This window comes from Oscillospiraceae bacterium (assembly GCA_025758045.1).
GTDB lineage: Bacteria > Bacillota > Clostridia > Oscillospirales > Ruminococcaceae > Gemmiger.
In genome coordinates this window covers 2,988,429-3,003,448 of sequence record CP107208.1, presented here as the reverse complement: position 1 = coordinate 3,003,448, position 15,020 = coordinate 2,988,429, and the positions used below count along the sequence as shown (strand labels likewise).

Here is a 15,020-nt window from a genome sequence, read left to right as displayed (position 1 = left end):
TACTTTATCATGTCCATGACTCTGCATAGAAAAAGGGGAGAGCATTTTGATTCAAGTCGAACATCTGACGAAACGCTACGGCGGCCATACCGCTGTGGATGACATCAGCTTTACCGTTGAGGACGGCTGCATCTACGGCCTGCTGGGGCCGAACGGCGCGGGCAAGTCTACGACCATGAATATCATCACCGGCTACCTGTCGGCCACCGACGGCACCGTGACCATCAACGGCCATGATATTGCCGAGGAACCCGCCGCCGCCAAGGCCTGCATCGGCTACCTGCCGGAGCAGCCGCCGCTGTACCAGGATATGACTGTGCGGGAATATCTGCTGTTTGTGGCCGAGCTGAAGGGCACCCGCAAAAAGGCCGACCGCATCGCGGCTGTAGAAAACGCCTGTGCCCGCACCGGCCTGCAGGAGATGGAAGGGCGGCTGATCCGCAACCTGTCCAAGGGCTACCGCCAGCGCGTGGGTATTGCCGGGGCGCTGCTGGGCACCCCCAAGGTCATCATCCTGGACGAGCCCACCGTCGGCCTGGATCCTGCGCAGATGATCGAAATCCGCAACCTGATCCATGACCTGGGCAAGACCCACACGGTCATTTTGTCCAGCCATATTTTAAGCGAGGTGCAGACCGTCTGCGACCGCGTTCTCATCATTGCCCATGGTAAACTGGTAGCCCAGGGCACGCCCGAGGAACTGGCCGGCAAGCTGGCCGCCAAGGGCACCATCTCGGCCACCGCCCAGGGCGAACGGGACGCCGTGCTGGCTGCGGCCGCCACCGTGCCCGGCCTGACCGACCTGCGGGTGACCGCCGAAAAGGGCGGCGAGGTCAGCTTTACCGCCGTAAGCGAGAGCGGCGCCGACCTGCGCGGTGCGCTGTCTCTGGCACTGGCCAAGGCAGGCTGCCCGGTGCTGAATCTGAGAGCCGAGAGCATGAGCCTGGAGGATGTGTTCCTGCAGCTGACCGAGGCGCCGGAAGAAACCGAAACGACCGAAACGGAAACCAATGAACAGGAGGCAGAATAAATGGCTGCCATCTTTAAACGGGAAACCAAAAGCTACTACACCGGCATGGTGGGCTACGTCACCGCGGCGGTCAGCCTGTTTTTCCTGGGGCTGTACTTTACCAACCGCAACCTGATGTACGCTTCGTCGGACTTTGCGTCCGTTTTGTACACAACTACGCTGATCATGCTGTTCCTGCTGCCCGCCATCAGCATGCGCAGCTTTGCCGAGGACCGCCGCAACAAGACCGACCAATTGCTGCTGACCAGCCCGGTCAGCGTCCCCGGCATCGTGCTGGGCAAGTTCCTGGCCGAGGTCGTGGTGTTTGCCCTGCCGCTGACCGTGGCCGTTATTATGCCGCTGATCTTGACGGCATTCGGCACGGTGTCGCTGGTGTCGGCGTTCAGCGCACTGTTTGCGTATCTGCTGCTGGGCGCGGTCTGCCTGGCTGTGGGGACCTGGATCTCGGCGCTGACCGAAAACCAGATCATTGCCTACCTGGCCACCTTTGGCGCGCTGCTCATCGCCTACCTGATGAACGGCATCAAGACCATGTTCACCAGCGGCAACCTGCTGGCGCTCATCGTGTTTTTGGTGGTACTGCTCATCGCGGCTGTGCTGGTGGGTGTGCTTTGCAAAAGCCTGCCGGTTGGCCTGGGCGTGTTCAGTGCGGGCGCTGTGGTGCTGGTGGTGCTGTTCCAGCTGCGCCCGGCGTGGCTGCTCTCGGCCTTTAACGCGGTGCTGGGAGCGCTGGCACTGTTCCAGCCGTTCAACGGCGTAGTGGGCGGCATGTTCAGCGTGTCGGCCATCGTGTACTATCTTTCGGTGATCGCGCTGTTTTTGTTTTTGACGGGGCAGTCGCTGGAACGCCGCCGTTGGCACTAAGGGGGCGTTGACCATGAAAAAGTTTGACTTGAAAAACCTGCAGGGCAGCAAGCGCACCCTGCGCAGCGGCAGCTACGCCACCGTGCTGGCCGTGGTGGTGTTGGCCTTTGTGATCCTGGTCAACCTGGTGGTGCAGGCATTGCCCAGCAAGTGGACCGAGTTTGATATTTCCACTTCGTCCCTGTTTACGTTAAGCGATACATCGAAAAATCTGCTGCACGAGCTGAACAGCGATGTCACCGCCTACTACCTGGTCGAGTCTGGGCAGGAGGATACCAACATCACCCGCCTGCTGGACCGCTATGCCGACGAAAGCAGCCACTTCGGCTGGCAGCAGCGCGACCCGGTGCTGTACCCGACCTTTGCCCAGCAGTACGACGGCGCGGCCACCGGCTCGGTCGTTCTGAGCTGCGGCGATAACTACCGTGTGGTGGGCTACAACGATATGTACCAGCTGGACATTGAGAACTACTACACCAGCGGCAGCCAGCAGTACACCTTTGAAGCCGAAAACGCCCTGACAAGCGCCCTGGCCCAGGTCAGCCGCACCACGGCCTATAAGCTCTACCAGCTGACCGGCCACGGCGAACTGGCGCTGGACACCGATTTTACCGACACGCTGACCAACGCCGGTGTGACCACCGAGGAACTGAACCTGACCACGGCGGGCAGCATCCCCGCCGATGCCGACAGCCTGCTGCTGAACGCGCCCCTGGCCGACCTGACCGAGGCCGAAGCCGCCCTGTTGAGCGACTACGTAACAAACGGCGGCAAGCTGCTGGTCGTGACCGACTTTACCACCGACACCCCGCGCCTGGATGCCATTTTGGAAAGCTGCGGCATGACCCACCAAGCGGGCTTGCTCATTGAAAACGACGCCAACCATTACCCCTACGGCTACCCCCAGACCTACCTGCTGCCGACGGTGCAGAGCAACGAGATCACCGCCGGTGTGGGCAGCAACATGATGGTGTACACCCCCATCGCCCAGGGCATCGTGAAGCACGAGGATGGTGACTACACCTTTACCAGCCTGCTGTCCACCAGTTCGACCGCTTACTCGATGGAAGGCTACGCCACCGCCGAGACCGCCCAGAAGGCCGACACCGACCCCGAAGGCAGCTTTGACGTGGCCCTGGCCGCCGAGAACACCACCACCGGCACCCGCGTGGTGTGGATCAACTGCCCCAACTTTTTGCAGGGCACCATCAACCAGAGCGTGTCCGGCGGCAATGCCCAGTTGCTGGGCAGCATCGTCAACTGGTTCGACGGCGAGCAGACCACCGCGGTCATCAGCGGCAAGAGCCTGAGCGCCGCCAGCCTGACCGTGCCCAACAACATGATCATCGTGCTGGGGCTGCTGTTTACCATTGTGCTGCCCATCGTGTGTGTGGTGGCCGGGCTTGTGATCTGCGTGATCCGGCGCAGAAGATAAGGAGACCCCATGAACCGTAAAAAAATGCTGCCGCTGGTGCTGCTGGCGGCGGGGGCTGTGCTGCTGGGCGTGCTGCTGGCAGTGCTGACCTGCGAGAATGAGGCGGAGGAAGATACCGGCATCCCGCTGGTGGACTTTGCCGCCGGGGATGTGGACGAGCTGGCCTACTCCGGCAACAATGTGGATGTGACGCTGCTCAAGGGCAGCGAGGGCAACTGGATGCTGGACTCCGACCCGACCCTGCCGCTGGAGCAGAGCGCCGTGCAGAGTTTGGTGGAGAAGTTCACTGACCTGACCGCTGCCCGCCAACTGCAGGACAGTGAGCTGGGCGAGATCCCCGCGATGAGCGACACCCCGGCCATGGTATTTACCCTGAAGGCAGGAAAGACGACCCGCACGCTGACGGTGGATCAGCTCAACGATGTGGCAGGCGTGTACTACGTCTACGATGACGCGGGCGGCGTGTACACCGTGGCCAAAAGCGATTTGAACAATCTATGCAAGGCCCCCCGCAGCCTGTACGCGGCACAGAGTTTGACCGACAAGACCAGCGACGATGTGACCGCCCTGACGGTGGGCGACTTGCAGTTCGTTTTGAACGAGGGCACCTGGCAGCTGGCCGATGATGCCGATTATGCGCTGGACCAGAGCGCGGTGAAGCGGATGGTAAGCACCCTTTGCGAGATGCAGACCGAGTGGAGCATCACCATGCCGGAAGCGGACAGCACCTACGGGCTGGATGCGTCGGATGTGACGGCGGTGCTGGCGTTTAGTGACGGCACGCAGCTGACCGTGCGGTTTGGTGATCTGGTGCCCGATGCCGCGGACGACACGGATACCGGCAGCACGACCACCACGAGTTTGTGCTATCTGGCCAGCGATGGGGCACCCGGCATTGTCTACGAGGTAAAGGCTGCCCACAAGGACGCCTTTGCTGTGACGAAGGAGAGTTTGCTGGATACCTCGACAAAGGAAACGGCGGCCGCCGATGATGTGGTGGCGGAACACTGAATTATGAGAATTGGCTCCCCTTGCGGGGAGCCTTTTTCACACCTACCCCCTTATACCCGGATGTAACTCTCTTGCCCCCTTGCTGGGAATATGGTACAATGAACAAAAGCGACAGAAAGGGTATCTGCTTATGAAAAAGTGGTTTGTTTGGCCTGTTTTGCTGGCGGGGGTGCTGTGTGCCTGCGGGGCGCAGCCAACGGGGAAGAGCGCTGTGACCCTGCCTATGAATACCGAGCGCCCGGTGGTGGTGGACCTGCCTGCTGACGAGGCAGGACCAACGCCCGAACCGACGCCCGCAGCGGAAACGACCTTGACCGCCGCCGACCTGACGCTGGAAGAAAAAGTCGGCCAGCTGTTCATTATCCGGCCGGATTCCCTGGATCTGACCCTGCCGCAGGAGCAAATCGACGACGCCAAGGCGGACGGCGTGACCGAGCTGACCGACGCCATGCGGGACGCGCTGCAAAAGTATCCCGTGGGCGGCGTGTGCCAATTCGGCAAAAACATCGTGGACCCGGAACAGATCACCGCCTTCAACGCGGCCCTGCAGGAGGCCTCCGACATCCCACTGTTTATCTCGGTGGACGAGGAGGGCGGCGCGGTGGCGCGGCTGGCCAATAAAGATACCTTCGACCTGCCCCGGTATGAGAGCGCCGCCGCCGTGGGAGCCGAGGGTGCCGACGCCGCCTGTGCCATGGGGCAGACCATTGGCGGCTACCTGCGTACCTACGGCTTCAATATGGATTTCGCCCCCGACGCCGACGTGAACACCAACCCGGATAACCCCATCATCGGCACGCGGGCGTTTTCGTCCGACGCCGCCGAAGCCGCCGATTGCGCGGCGGCCATGGCCAGGGGACTGGCGGGCGAGGGAATCCTGCCCACCTTCAAGCATTTCCCCGGCCACGGCGATACCGCCGAGGACAGCCACACCGGCCTGGCCTACAGCTACCGCACGGTGGAGGAACTGACCGCCTGCGAGCTGCTGCCTTTTGAGGCCGCCGCCGAGGTTGGCCCCCATGCCGTGATGGTGGGGCACATCGTGGTGCCGGAGCTGACCGGCGACCTACCCGCAACGCTTTGTGCCGATGCCATTGCGCTGGTGCCGGATGCGGAGAACACGCTTATCGTTACAGACTCGCTGGCCATGGGGGCCATCACCGACAGCTACACCCCCGGCGAAGCCGCTGTGCAGGCTTTGCAGGCCGGGTGCGACGTGCTGCTGATGCCCGACGGCCTGGCCGATGCCTACGATGCTGTGCTGGCGGCCGTGCAGAATGGCACCCTCAGCGAGGACCGGCTGGACCTGAGCGTTAACAAAATTTTACGTATGAAAGCGCAATTCTGCGCATAAGGGAGGCTGCCATGCAGCAAACCGTCTGGGCCGTGGACGGCTCGTTTTTTGCCCAGCGCATTTCGGGTATCCAGCGCTATTCCATCGAACTGCTGGCCGCGCTGGATGAGATGGCCCCGGCAGGGCTGGTGGAACTTGTGGTGCCGCCGCAGGTAAAAGCCCCGGCGTACCAAAATATAAAGGTGGTGCCCTTCGGCACCCGGCAGGGGCTGGCCTGGCAGCAGCTGGACTACCCGTGCTACCTGAAACGGCGCAGCGCCAAGGGGCTGGCTACCTGCAACGTCATCCCGTGGTTCGGGTTTACCGGCATTGCGGTGGTGCACGATGTCTGCTACCGCGCCCGGCAGGATTTTTATAGGGACACCCGCCGCGACCGGCTGAGCGCCGCGTGGCACTGCCTGCAGTACCGCCGCATTGCCCAAAAGGCCGAGCGCATTATTACGGTATCGGAATTTTCCAAGGCGGAGATCCACAAATACTACGGTGTGCCGCCGGAAAAGATGGATGTTGTCTACAACGCCTGGCAGCAGATGCAGCGCATCGCGCCCGATGACGGCGTGTTTGCCAGGAACCCGCAGCTGCAAAAGGGCGGGTACTATTTCAGCATGGCGAACTTGCTGAAAAACAAGAACTTCCCCTGGGTGCTGCGGGCCGCCAAGGCCAAGCCCGATGCAATGTTTGCTATCGCGGGCGGCGGCAGCCTGGCCGAGGAAGCCGGGCGCCTGGGTCTGGCCGACCTGCCCAACGTAGTCTACCTGGGCTATGTCAGCGATGGCGAAGCCAAAAGCCTGATGGCCAACTGCCGGGCGTTTTTGTTCCCGACCCTGTACGAGGGGTTCGGCATCCCGCCGCTGGAGGCCGTGGCCTGCGGGGCAAAGCAGATCCTGGTCAGCGACACGCCCTGCATGCGGGAGGTATACGGCGACTGTGCGGGGTATATTGACTTGGATACCAACCCCGGCAACGTGGACGACACCACCCCACCCAAAGCCGATCCGCAGCTGCTGCTGGAAAAGTACAGCTGGGAGAAGAGTGCGGAGAAATTGTTGGACATTTTAAAGAAGGCATAAGTATGAACACTCATCCCGAATTGATCGTGATGCTGACGTACAACGATGTGACGGTGCCGCAGGCGGCGGAGGTGTTTGCCAAGTGCGAGCATACCCGCGCGCGGTACTGGGGCTTTAAAGAGGCGGGCCTGCCTTTTGCCGAGATGCGGGACCTGTTTGCCCGCATGAAAGCCTGCGGCAAGCAGACCTGCCTGGAAGTGGTGGCTTACACCGAGGCCGAGTGCCTGCGCGGGGCCGAGATGGCTGCGGCCTGCGGGTGCGATTTTTTGCTGGGCACCGTCTTTTCGGAGGCCGTCAACGCCTACTGCCGGGCCCACGGGCTGCGGTACATGCCCTTTGTGGGGCAGGTGACGGGGCGGCCCTCGGTGCTGGAAGGCACGGCGGAAGAGATGGTTTGTGAAGCAAAGCGCTGCCTGGCCCAAGGCACTTACGGCATTGACCTGCTGGGCTACCGTTACACCGGCGATGCCCCGGCGCTGAACCGTGCGCTGACGGCGGCGGTGGGGCCGGTGTGCATTGCAGGCAGCGTGAACAGCTACGCCCGGCTGGCGGAGATCCGCGCGGCGGGGGCTGCCTATTTTACCATCGGCAGCGCCTTTTTTGACCATGTGTTCGGCGACGATTTCGCCGCCCAGATCGACGCTGTCTGCGCGTATATGGAGGCCGACCATGCTTGAGCGCTGGTATCCCTGGGACTGGGCGCCCAACGTGTTTGCCATCGACTATGCCAAACTGCAGGCGCTGGGGTATAAGGGCATTCTGTTTGATATTGACAACACGCTGGTCCACCACGGCGTGGATGCGACCCCTAAGGTGGAAGCGCTGTTCCGGGAACTGGACGCCATGGGAATGAAAACGCTGCTCCTCTCGGACAATTCCGCCGAGCGTATCCAGCGGTTTAATAAACATATCGGCGTGCCCTATATCGCCGAGGCCGGCAAACCCGACCCCGCCGCTTACCGCCGTGGGGCCAAGATGCTGGGCCTGCCGGTGGAGCAGGTCGTCTGCATCGGGGACCAGGTGTTCCGGGATATCCGGGGCGCGAACCGCTGCGGGATGGCCAGCATTCTGGTGGATTTCATCCGCCTGCCGCAGGAGACCCACTACGGCAAAAAGCGGGTGCTGGAAAAGTACATCATGGCCTGCTGGCGCAGAAATCCGCGCTGGCGGGACCGCTTGGGGAATATCCAAAAATAAGAGGTGCATACCATGTTTTGCGATATCAGCCCGACCTGCTATAAGATCGCCCTGCAAAAAGAAATTATCAAACGACATATCAAGAATTTCCTGCGCCATGAGCGCTATGCGGACACGCGGCAGAGCGAGCCGCTGCCCTGTCTGGTGGCGGACTGCAGCTCCCACCTCATCAAGCGGGGCAAGGGCATTGACCCGGTGCTGCAGGAGAACAAGGCTGTCAACATCAAACTTGCCAACGCCCGGATGAACGGCATCCTCATCCGCCCGGGGGAGACCTTCTCGTTCTGGCATCTGGTAGGCAAGACCACCAAGCGCAAGGGCTATCGGGATGGCCGCATTTTGGTGCGCAACCATCTGCTGCCGGGTATCGGCGGCGGGCTGTGCAATCTGGCCAATACCATCCACCGGGTGGTGCTGCTTAGCCCCCTGACGGTGACGGAGTTCCATAAGCACTCCGACGCGCTGGCCCCCGATGAGGGCGCGCGGGTGCCCTTCAGCTCCGGTACCTCGGTGTTTTACAACAACGGCGACTACCGGTTCAAAAACGAGACCGACCAAACCTTCCAGCTGCTGCTCTGGTGCGATGCGGACAATCTGTACGCCGCCCTGCGGTGCGAGCACCCGCTGCCGTACACCTACCGCATCGTGGAGGAGGGACACTACTTCCAGCAGGAGGGTGACAAATACTACCGTGTATCGAAGATTTACAAAGAAACACTGGACGGAGACACCGTGGTGGCGAAAGAGCTGGTGCTGGATAACCACTCGGAAGTCATGTATGATTACGGGTTGATCCCGAAAGAACAGATACGATAAAAGGGGGACGCCAAAATGTTTGCAAAGGTCACGAGCCTGGGGCTGAGCGGGCTGGCGGGGTATGTGGTGCAGGTCGAGGCCGATCTCTCCAGCGGGCTGCCGCAGTTCACGCTGGTGGGCCTGCCGGACTCGGCCGTGAAGGAAAGCAGCGAGCGGGTGCGCAGTGCCGTCAAAAACCTGCACTACCCCTGGCCGTCCAGCCGCATTACCATCAACCTGGCTCCGGCGGATGTGCGCAAGACCGGCCCTGTGTACGACCTGCCTTTACTGGTGGGCCTGCTGGCCGCCCAGGGCGTTCTGCCCGTGCCCGCGCCGCATCAGGCCTTTTTGGGGGAACTGGGCCTGGATGGCACGCTGCGCCCTGTGACCGGCGTGCTGCCCATGGCGCTGGCGGCTGTGACCCTGGGCGTGACTGAACTGTTCCTTCCGGCAGAGAATGCCGCCGAAGCTGCCGAGGCCGCAGGCCTGACCGTCTACCCGGCCCGCATGGCCAGCGACGTGGTGCGCCATCTTTGCGGGGAAGAAGCCATCACCCCGGCCGCCCCCGGCGGCTTTGACGAAGCGGGTACCTGGCTTGGCCCCGATATGGCCGATGTGCGCGGCCAGGCCGAAGCCCGCCGTGCGCTGGAGATCGCCGCCGCAGGCGGGCACAACTTACTGCTGGTCGGCCCGCCGGGCACGGGCAAAAGCATGCTGGCCAAGCGCCTGCCGGGCATCCTGCCGCCGCTGACCTATGAGGAAGCGCTGGAGACCAGCGCCATCTACTCGGTGGCCGGGCTGCTGCCTGCGGGCAGCGGGCTTTTGAAAGAGCGGCCCTTCCGTAGCCCGCACCACAGCGTAAGCACCGCCGCCATGGCGGGCGGCGGGTCGACCCCGCGCCCCGGTGAGGTGAGCCTGGCCCACAACGGTGTGCTGTTTTTGGACGAACTGCCGGAATTTTCCCGCGACACCCTGGAAGTGCTGCGTCAGCCCTTGGAGGACGGCGCCGTCACGGTGAGCCGGGTACACGGCACCGCCCGCTACCCCTGCCAGTTCATGCTGGCTGCCGCCATGAACCCCTGCAAGTGCGGCTACCTGGGTCACCCCACGCGGGAGTGTACCTGCACGCCCAGCGCCATTGAGCAGTACCGCCGCCGCATCTCCGGCCCGCTGTTGGACCGCATCGACCTGCATGTGGAAGCCATGCCTGTGGAGTACGAGGCTCTGGCCGCCGAGGCCGGGGGAGAGAGCAGCGCCGCCATCCGCGCCCGCGTTACCGCCGCCCGCAAGGTGCAGCGGGAGCGCTGCACAGACCTGCCCGGCGTGCGGTGCAACGCCCAGCTGCCGGGGGCCGCACTGCGAAAATACTGCCGCATGACCCCCAAAGCCCAGCAAATTTTGCGCGCGGCGTTTGAGCGCCTGGGATACAGCGCCCGCGCCTACGACCGCATTTTGCGGGTGGCCCGCACCATCGCCGACCTGGACGGCAGCGAGCAGGTGGACACCGCGCATATTTCCGAAGCACTGCAATATCGGGCGCTGGATAGAAAAGCGATGTAGAGCATGTCTGGCCCCCTCTGCGGGGAGATGTTGCGAAGCGACAGAGGGGTTCGGCTGCGTAAGCAGTCCCGCGGAGCGGGTGGGGGAGAGACAAAGAAATAGCAGCAGCTAAAGGTGCTGTCTCTCCTTTGTCGTCAGCATCCCCTTTGCCGAGGCGGACGACGCCCAGCGCGCCGCCGTGCTGGCACCGCACAAGACGGGGGAGACCACCGCCGACTTTACCGGCAAACGGGTACTGCTGGCCGAGGACAATGCCCTGAACGCCGAGATCGCCGTGGAGCTGCTGCAAAGCATTGGTCTGAAAGTGGACTGGGCCGAGGACGGGCAGAAGGCAGTGGAAATGTTTGAAAAGACGGCCCCCGGCAGCTATTTTGCGGTGTTCATGGACATGCAGATGCCGGTGATGGACGGCGTGGAGGCCACCCGCCGTATCCGCGCCAGTGACCGTCCCGACCACGATGTGCCCATCTTTGCCATGACGGCCAACACCTTTGCCGCCGACCGCAAAAAGTGCTACGATGCGGGCATGAGCGGCTATATCCCCAAGCCGATCGACCTTGAAACCATCACCCATGTGTTGGAAGAGGAGACCGGTGAATAAAGCAAACAAGCAATGCGCCCTGCCGGGATGGTGGGGCGCATTTATTTTGCGATAAGTTTTTGGGAAAAGCACCTGCGCCCCTTATACAACTGAATAACTCAATAAGTGGTTATAAAAATTACATATCTAAGTTATATTTAACCACTTATTAAACTGTAAAAGTGGTTAGAAAGTGGTATACCACTTTTGCAGTTATTGGGTATATAAGGGGCAAAAAGTGGTGGAAATAGGGTGCAAGAATTGTTCTATTTGCTGCTTGCCCGGCCCTGCCTACCTTGCGGCAGGGCCTTTTATTATGGGATTCTTCCATTAGGCCTACCTTTTTTTGACCAAAAAAGGTAGCGAAAATAGTCTCGCTGTTGCGAGGCAGCGCGCTATCGGAAGTAGCAGGTACCTTTTCGGTTCTTTTTGGGTCTCCAAAAGGAACACGTAAAGGCAGAAAGCCGTTAAAACGAGTGAAGCGCCGCAAGGTGGCGCGGAACGAAAGCCACCCTGCAAAACCAAAGCAACAAATCGGTAAAAATAGCCAAAATTCAATTGACACACCGCACAGAAGTTGGTATATTTAGTATAGTATCAACCATAGAAAGTGCAGGTGTATATACTTATGTATAAGGAAATGTATGACCGCTGGCTGGCGGCTGACCTGGCCGATGCAGATCTGAAGCCCGAACTGGAAAGCGTTAAGGACGACGACGCTGCCATCCAGGACCGCTTTGCTGTGGCCCTGAAGTTCGGCACCGCAGGCCTTCGCGGTGTCATCGGCGCGGGCACCAACCGCATGAACATCTACGTCGTGCGGCAGGCTACCCAGGGCCTGGCCAATTGGGTCAAGACCCAGGGCGGCAGCCAGACCGTCGCCATCAGCTACGACAGCCGTATCAAGAGCGACGTCTTTGCCAAGACCGCCGCTGAGGTGCTGGCCGCCAACGGCATCAAGGTGCGCATCTACAGCGCCCTCATGCCCGTGCCTGCCCTGAGCTTTGCTACCCGCTACTACAACTGCAATGCGGGCATCATGGTCACGGCCAGCCACAACCCTGCCAAGTATAACGGCTACAAGGCCTACGGCCCGGACGGCTGCCAGATGACCGATGAAGCCGCTGACATCGTGTATGCCGAAATTCAGAAGACTGACATCCTCACCGGCGCCAAGCTCATCTCCTTTGAGGACGGCATGGCCCAGGGCCTGATCGAGTACGTCGGTGACGACTGCATCAACGCCCTGTACGCCGCCATCGAGGCCCGCTCCATCCGCCCCGGCATTTGCAAGACCGCCGGCCTCAAGCTGGTCTACAGCCCGCTGAACGGCTCCGGTCTGGTGCCCGTCACCCATGTGTTGAAGGACATTGGCATCACCGACATCACCGTCGTGCCCGAGCAGGAGAAGCCGGACGGCAATTTCCCCACCTGCCCGTACCCCAACCCCGAGATCTTCGAGGCCCTGCGCCTCGGCCTGGAGCTGGCAAAGAAGTCCGGCGCTGACCTGATGCTGGCCACCGACCCCGACGCCGACCGCGTGGGCATTGCCGTCAAGTGCAAGGACGGCAGCTATGAGCTGCTCTCCGGCAACGAGGTGGGCGTGCTGCTGCTGGACTACATCTGCGCGGGCCGCATCGAGCAGGGGACCATGCCCAAGAACGCCGTCATGTGCAAGTCCATCGTCTCCACCCCGCTGGCCGACAAGGTGGCCGAGCATTACGGTGTCGAGTGCCGCAACGTGCTGACCGGCTTCAAGTGGATCGGTGACCAGATCGCAAAGCTGGAGGCCGCCGGTGAGGTGGACCGCTTCATCTTCGGCTTCGAGGAGAGCTACGGCTACCTGGCCGGTCCCTACGTGCGTGACAAGGACGCCATCATCGGCTCGATGCTGATCTGCGAGATGGCTGCCTACTACCGCGCCAAGGGTTCCTCCATCAAGGAAGAACTGGAGCGTATCTACGCTGAATACGGCCGCTACCTGAACAAGGTCGACAGCTTCGAGTTCCCGGGTCTGTCCGGCATGGACAAGATGGCCAGCATCATGCAGAACCTGCGCGACAACCCGCCGAAGGACTTCGCCGGGGACAAGGTCGTCAAGGTCGTGGACTACAAGAAGCCCGAGGAGACCGGCCTGCCCGCCGCCAACGTGCTGATCTACACGCTGGAAAGCGGCGCCACCGTGGTGGTGCGCCCCTCCGGCACCGAGCCGAAGATCAAGACCTACTTCACCACCAAGGGCAAAGACCTGACCGAGGCCGAAGCCCAGAAGGAAAAGCTGGCCGAAGCCTGCAAGCCGCTGCTGGCGTAAAAGTTAAATAAAAGGCTCCCCTTGAGGGGAGCTGTCAGCGAAGCTGACTGAGGGGTGGCTCCCGTAAGGCCACACGCTAAAGTAGCCGCCCCTCACCCGCCTGGCGGCGGGAGCTCCCCTCGAAGGGGAGCCTTTTTATGTGTCCGCGGGCCGATATGGAATCAGCCCCTACGGCATCTGCGCAAACCCACCCGTAGGGGCGGATTCTGTATCCGCCCGTGCGCTTGCCGCATGTGTAGGCCCATTTGGAAACATTTTAGAAATAGTTGTAAAATCTGCCGCACACCGTTGACTTTTGCCGGTGGTACATTACAATAAAAGTATACCTATTATATAAATCACATCAAGAAGGAGGCTTATCTATGTCTGCCATTTCCCGCCGTGCCGCCGGTTTGGCGGCAGTGCTGCTTTGCGCCGGGGTGCTGGCTGGGTGCGCCGCACCTGCCTCGGAATCCGCCGCCGGACCCACGCCGGAACCGGAATCCTTGGCAGCATCCACCACGCTGGACGCCAACCGCCGTGAACCGATTGACCCGGAATACCTGACGCAATTGGCGGTAGCGGCCGAGCGCGCGGCCAACTACTGGCAGACGGTACTGGACGAGAACACCATCCGCTATATCACCACCCGCGTGGGCATGTCCGGCGTGGTCGACCCTGCCGATGACGAGGAAGCCGCCGACCTGCTGGACAATACCGACGCCGGCAGCGGTACGGACTACCGCACCAAAATCGACGATGGTGAGGCCTTTTTGGTCAAGGTCAGCTTCTATGTCGTCTACTCGCCCGAGGCTGACTACGGCGGCACCCAGTACCCCGACGGCACCAACAGCATCTACGTGTTTACCCCGGTGGACGACGCCCGGCCCTGCGAGGCCATCAGCGGCTGGTACAGTACCGACAGCACTGCCGCCATCCCGGAACTGAGCGACGAGGCCCGCGAGTTGAACTTGAACGAGTGGCAGCACACGATGCTGGTGCACCAGTGCCGCGCCCTGGCCGCGGCGGGCATCACCGATTTTGCCGCCCCTGCCGACTGGACCGAGGAGCAGACGGCCTATTACCTCGCTGCCCGCAGCCGGGACTACGGCCCCAACCTGCTGGGCTTTACGGCGGAACAGGCCAACCGATTGCTGACCATCGACTTTACTGCTGAGGACGATTGGAGCAGTAACGCCCGCTTTTTTGCCATCGATTGGCCCGGCACCACCGCCACCGCCGACGACCTGCCCGAAACGCCCGCCTACACCTGGGCGTATGCCAACAACAACGGCACCATCACCGCCACTGGCAGCGTGGACGGCACCCCCGCCGTGCAGTACACCTTTTCCATTTATAATGGCAGTGATTTAAAATGGGACGCCCGCACCGTGTGCACCGGGGGAAAGAGCCTGTAAGTCAACACAAAAAAATACTTGACATCGCCCCAAAAATCCGCTATAATATTTCAGCAATCGTTCAGATGGCTGCTCCGCCCGCACAGGATGGTGGGCGCTGGTAGCCGCAATTCGGAGATTGTGATGAGCACATATATCAAGTATGGCTCCCGTTATCATAATCGAGAAAGAGGTGAAAATACCATGAAGCAGGGCATCCATCCGAACTATGTGGACTGCACCATCACTTGCGCCTGCGGCAACGTGATCCACACCCGTGACACCAAGCCGGAGATCCACGTCGAAGTTTGCAGCAAGTGCCATCCGTTCTACACCGGCAAGCAGAAGCTGGTCGATACCGGTGGCCGCGTCGAGCGTTTCAAGCGCCGTTTTGCCAAGTCCGGCAAGTAATTTTTCCAAAGCTTTTGACCCCAGAT

General features: G+C 61.4%; 14 protein-coding genes. All 14 read left to right on the top strand.

What is annotated here, in order from left to right:
* The first annotated feature begins 46 nt into the window (after positions 1–46).
* The 14 genes from OGM81_14115 to rpmE all read left to right on the top strand — a co-directional run bounded on the left by OGM81_14115 (position 47) and on the right by rpmE (position 14,994).
* The gene (locus tag OGM81_14115) at positions 47–1,030 is read left to right on the top strand and encodes an ABC transporter ATP-binding protein (GenBank protein ID UYJ43434.1); all 984 of its coding nucleotides are present in this window, start codon (positions 47–49) and stop codon (positions 1,028–1,030) included.
* The gene (locus tag OGM81_14110; GenBank protein ID UYJ43433.1) at positions 1,031–1,894 is read left to right on the top strand and encodes an ABC transporter permease; all 864 of its coding nucleotides are present in this window, start codon (positions 1,031–1,033) and stop codon (positions 1,892–1,894) included.
* Positions 1,895–1,907: 13 nt separating this feature from the next.
* Entirely contained in the window at positions 1,908–3,329 is a 1,422-nt protein-coding gene (locus OGM81_14105) for a GldG family protein (GenBank protein ID UYJ43432.1), read from the top strand.
* 9 nt (positions 3,330–3,338) lie between these two features.
* Complete coding sequence (locus OGM81_14100; GenBank protein UYJ43431.1) at positions 3,339–4,340, top strand: DUF4340 domain-containing protein; 1,002 nt, start codon at positions 3,339–3,341, stop codon at positions 4,338–4,340.
* A gap of 130 nt (positions 4,341–4,470) precedes the next feature.
* Positions 4,471–5,694 (top strand): glycoside hydrolase family 3 protein, encoded by a 1,224-nt coding sequence (locus OGM81_14095; GenBank protein UYJ43430.1) that lies wholly within the window; start codon positions 4,471–4,473, stop codon positions 5,692–5,694.
* Positions 5,695–5,705: 11 nt separating this feature from the next.
* On the top strand, positions 5,706–6,764 hold the full coding sequence (locus OGM81_14090) for a glycosyltransferase family 4 protein (GenBank protein ID UYJ43429.1): 1,059 nt from the start codon (positions 5,706–5,708) through the stop codon (positions 6,762–6,764).
* A 2-nt stretch (positions 6,765–6,766) separates the two neighbouring features.
* Positions 6,767–7,441: a hypothetical protein gene (locus tag OGM81_14085; GenBank protein ID UYJ43428.1), complete on the top strand. Its 675-nt coding sequence runs from the start codon at positions 6,767–6,769 to the stop codon at positions 7,439–7,441.
* On the top strand, positions 7,434–7,961 hold the full coding sequence (locus OGM81_14080) for a YqeG family HAD IIIA-type phosphatase (protein UYJ43427.1): 528 nt from the start codon (positions 7,434–7,436) through the stop codon (positions 7,959–7,961). Before OGM81_14085 ends, OGM81_14080 begins: the two co-directional genes overlap by 8 nt.
* A 12-nt stretch (positions 7,962–7,973) precedes the next feature.
* On the top strand, positions 7,974–8,777 hold the full coding sequence (locus tag OGM81_14075) for a VanW family protein (protein ID UYJ43426.1): 804 nt from the start codon (positions 7,974–7,976) through the stop codon (positions 8,775–8,777).
* Positions 8,778–8,792: 15 nt separating this feature from the next.
* Positions 8,793–10,316 (top strand): YifB family Mg chelatase-like AAA ATPase, encoded by a 1,524-nt coding sequence (locus OGM81_14070; GenBank protein UYJ43425.1) that lies wholly within the window; start codon positions 8,793–8,795, stop codon positions 10,314–10,316.
* A gap of 178 nt (positions 10,317–10,494) precedes the next feature.
* Positions 10,495–10,917 carry a response regulator gene (locus tag OGM81_14065; GenBank protein ID UYJ43424.1) on the top strand — a complete coding sequence of 141 codons (423 nt, stop codon included), beginning with the start codon at positions 10,495–10,497 and terminating at the stop codon, positions 10,915–10,917.
* A 607-nt stretch (positions 10,918–11,524) separates the two neighbouring features.
* Positions 11,525–13,207: a phospho-sugar mutase gene (locus OGM81_14060; GenBank protein ID UYJ43423.1), complete on the top strand. Its 1,683-nt coding sequence runs from the start codon at positions 11,525–11,527 to the stop codon at positions 13,205–13,207.
* A gap of 362 nt (positions 13,208–13,569) precedes the next feature.
* Positions 13,570–14,604 (top strand): hypothetical protein, encoded by a 1,035-nt coding sequence (locus OGM81_14055; protein ID UYJ43422.1) that lies wholly within the window; start codon positions 13,570–13,572, stop codon positions 14,602–14,604.
* 183 nt (positions 14,605–14,787) lie between these two features.
* On the top strand, positions 14,788–14,994 hold the full coding sequence (rpmE, locus tag OGM81_14050; protein UYJ43421.1) for a 50S ribosomal protein L31: 207 nt from the start codon (positions 14,788–14,790) through the stop codon (positions 14,992–14,994).
* The last annotated feature ends 26 nt before the right edge of the window (positions 14,995–15,020 follow it).

Coding starts and splice junctions, on each gene's coding strand:
- OGM81_14110 (UYJ43433.1), top strand. CDS start 1,031: ATGGCTGCCATCTTTAAACGGGAAACCAAAAGCTACTACACCGGCATG.
- OGM81_14105 (UYJ43432.1), top strand. CDS start 1,908: ATGAAAAAGTTTGACTTGAAAAACCTGCAGGGCAGCAAGCGCACCCTG.
- OGM81_14100 (UYJ43431.1), top strand. CDS start 3,339: ATGAACCGTAAAAAAATGCTGCCGCTGGTGCTGCTGGCGGCGGGGGCT.
- OGM81_14095 (UYJ43430.1), top strand. CDS start 4,471: ATGAAAAAGTGGTTTGTTTGGCCTGTTTTGCTGGCGGGGGTGCTGTGT.
- OGM81_14090 (UYJ43429.1), top strand. CDS start 5,706: ATGCAGCAAACCGTCTGGGCCGTGGACGGCTCGTTTTTTGCCCAGCGC.
- OGM81_14085 (UYJ43428.1), top strand. CDS start 6,767: ATGAACACTCATCCCGAATTGATCGTGATGCTGACGTACAACGATGTG.
- OGM81_14080 (UYJ43427.1), top strand. CDS start 7,434: ATGCTTGAGCGCTGGTATCCCTGGGACTGGGCGCCCAACGTGTTTGCC.
- OGM81_14075 (UYJ43426.1), top strand. CDS start 7,974: ATGTTTTGCGATATCAGCCCGACCTGCTATAAGATCGCCCTGCAAAAA.
- OGM81_14070 (UYJ43425.1), top strand. CDS start 8,793: ATGTTTGCAAAGGTCACGAGCCTGGGGCTGAGCGGGCTGGCGGGGTAT.
- OGM81_14060 (UYJ43423.1), top strand. CDS start 11,525: ATGTATAAGGAAATGTATGACCGCTGGCTGGCGGCTGACCTGGCCGAT.
- OGM81_14055 (UYJ43422.1), top strand. CDS start 13,570: ATGTCTGCCATTTCCCGCCGTGCCGCCGGTTTGGCGGCAGTGCTGCTT.
- rpmE (UYJ43421.1), top strand. CDS start 14,788: ATGAAGCAGGGCATCCATCCGAACTATGTGGACTGCACCATCACTTGC.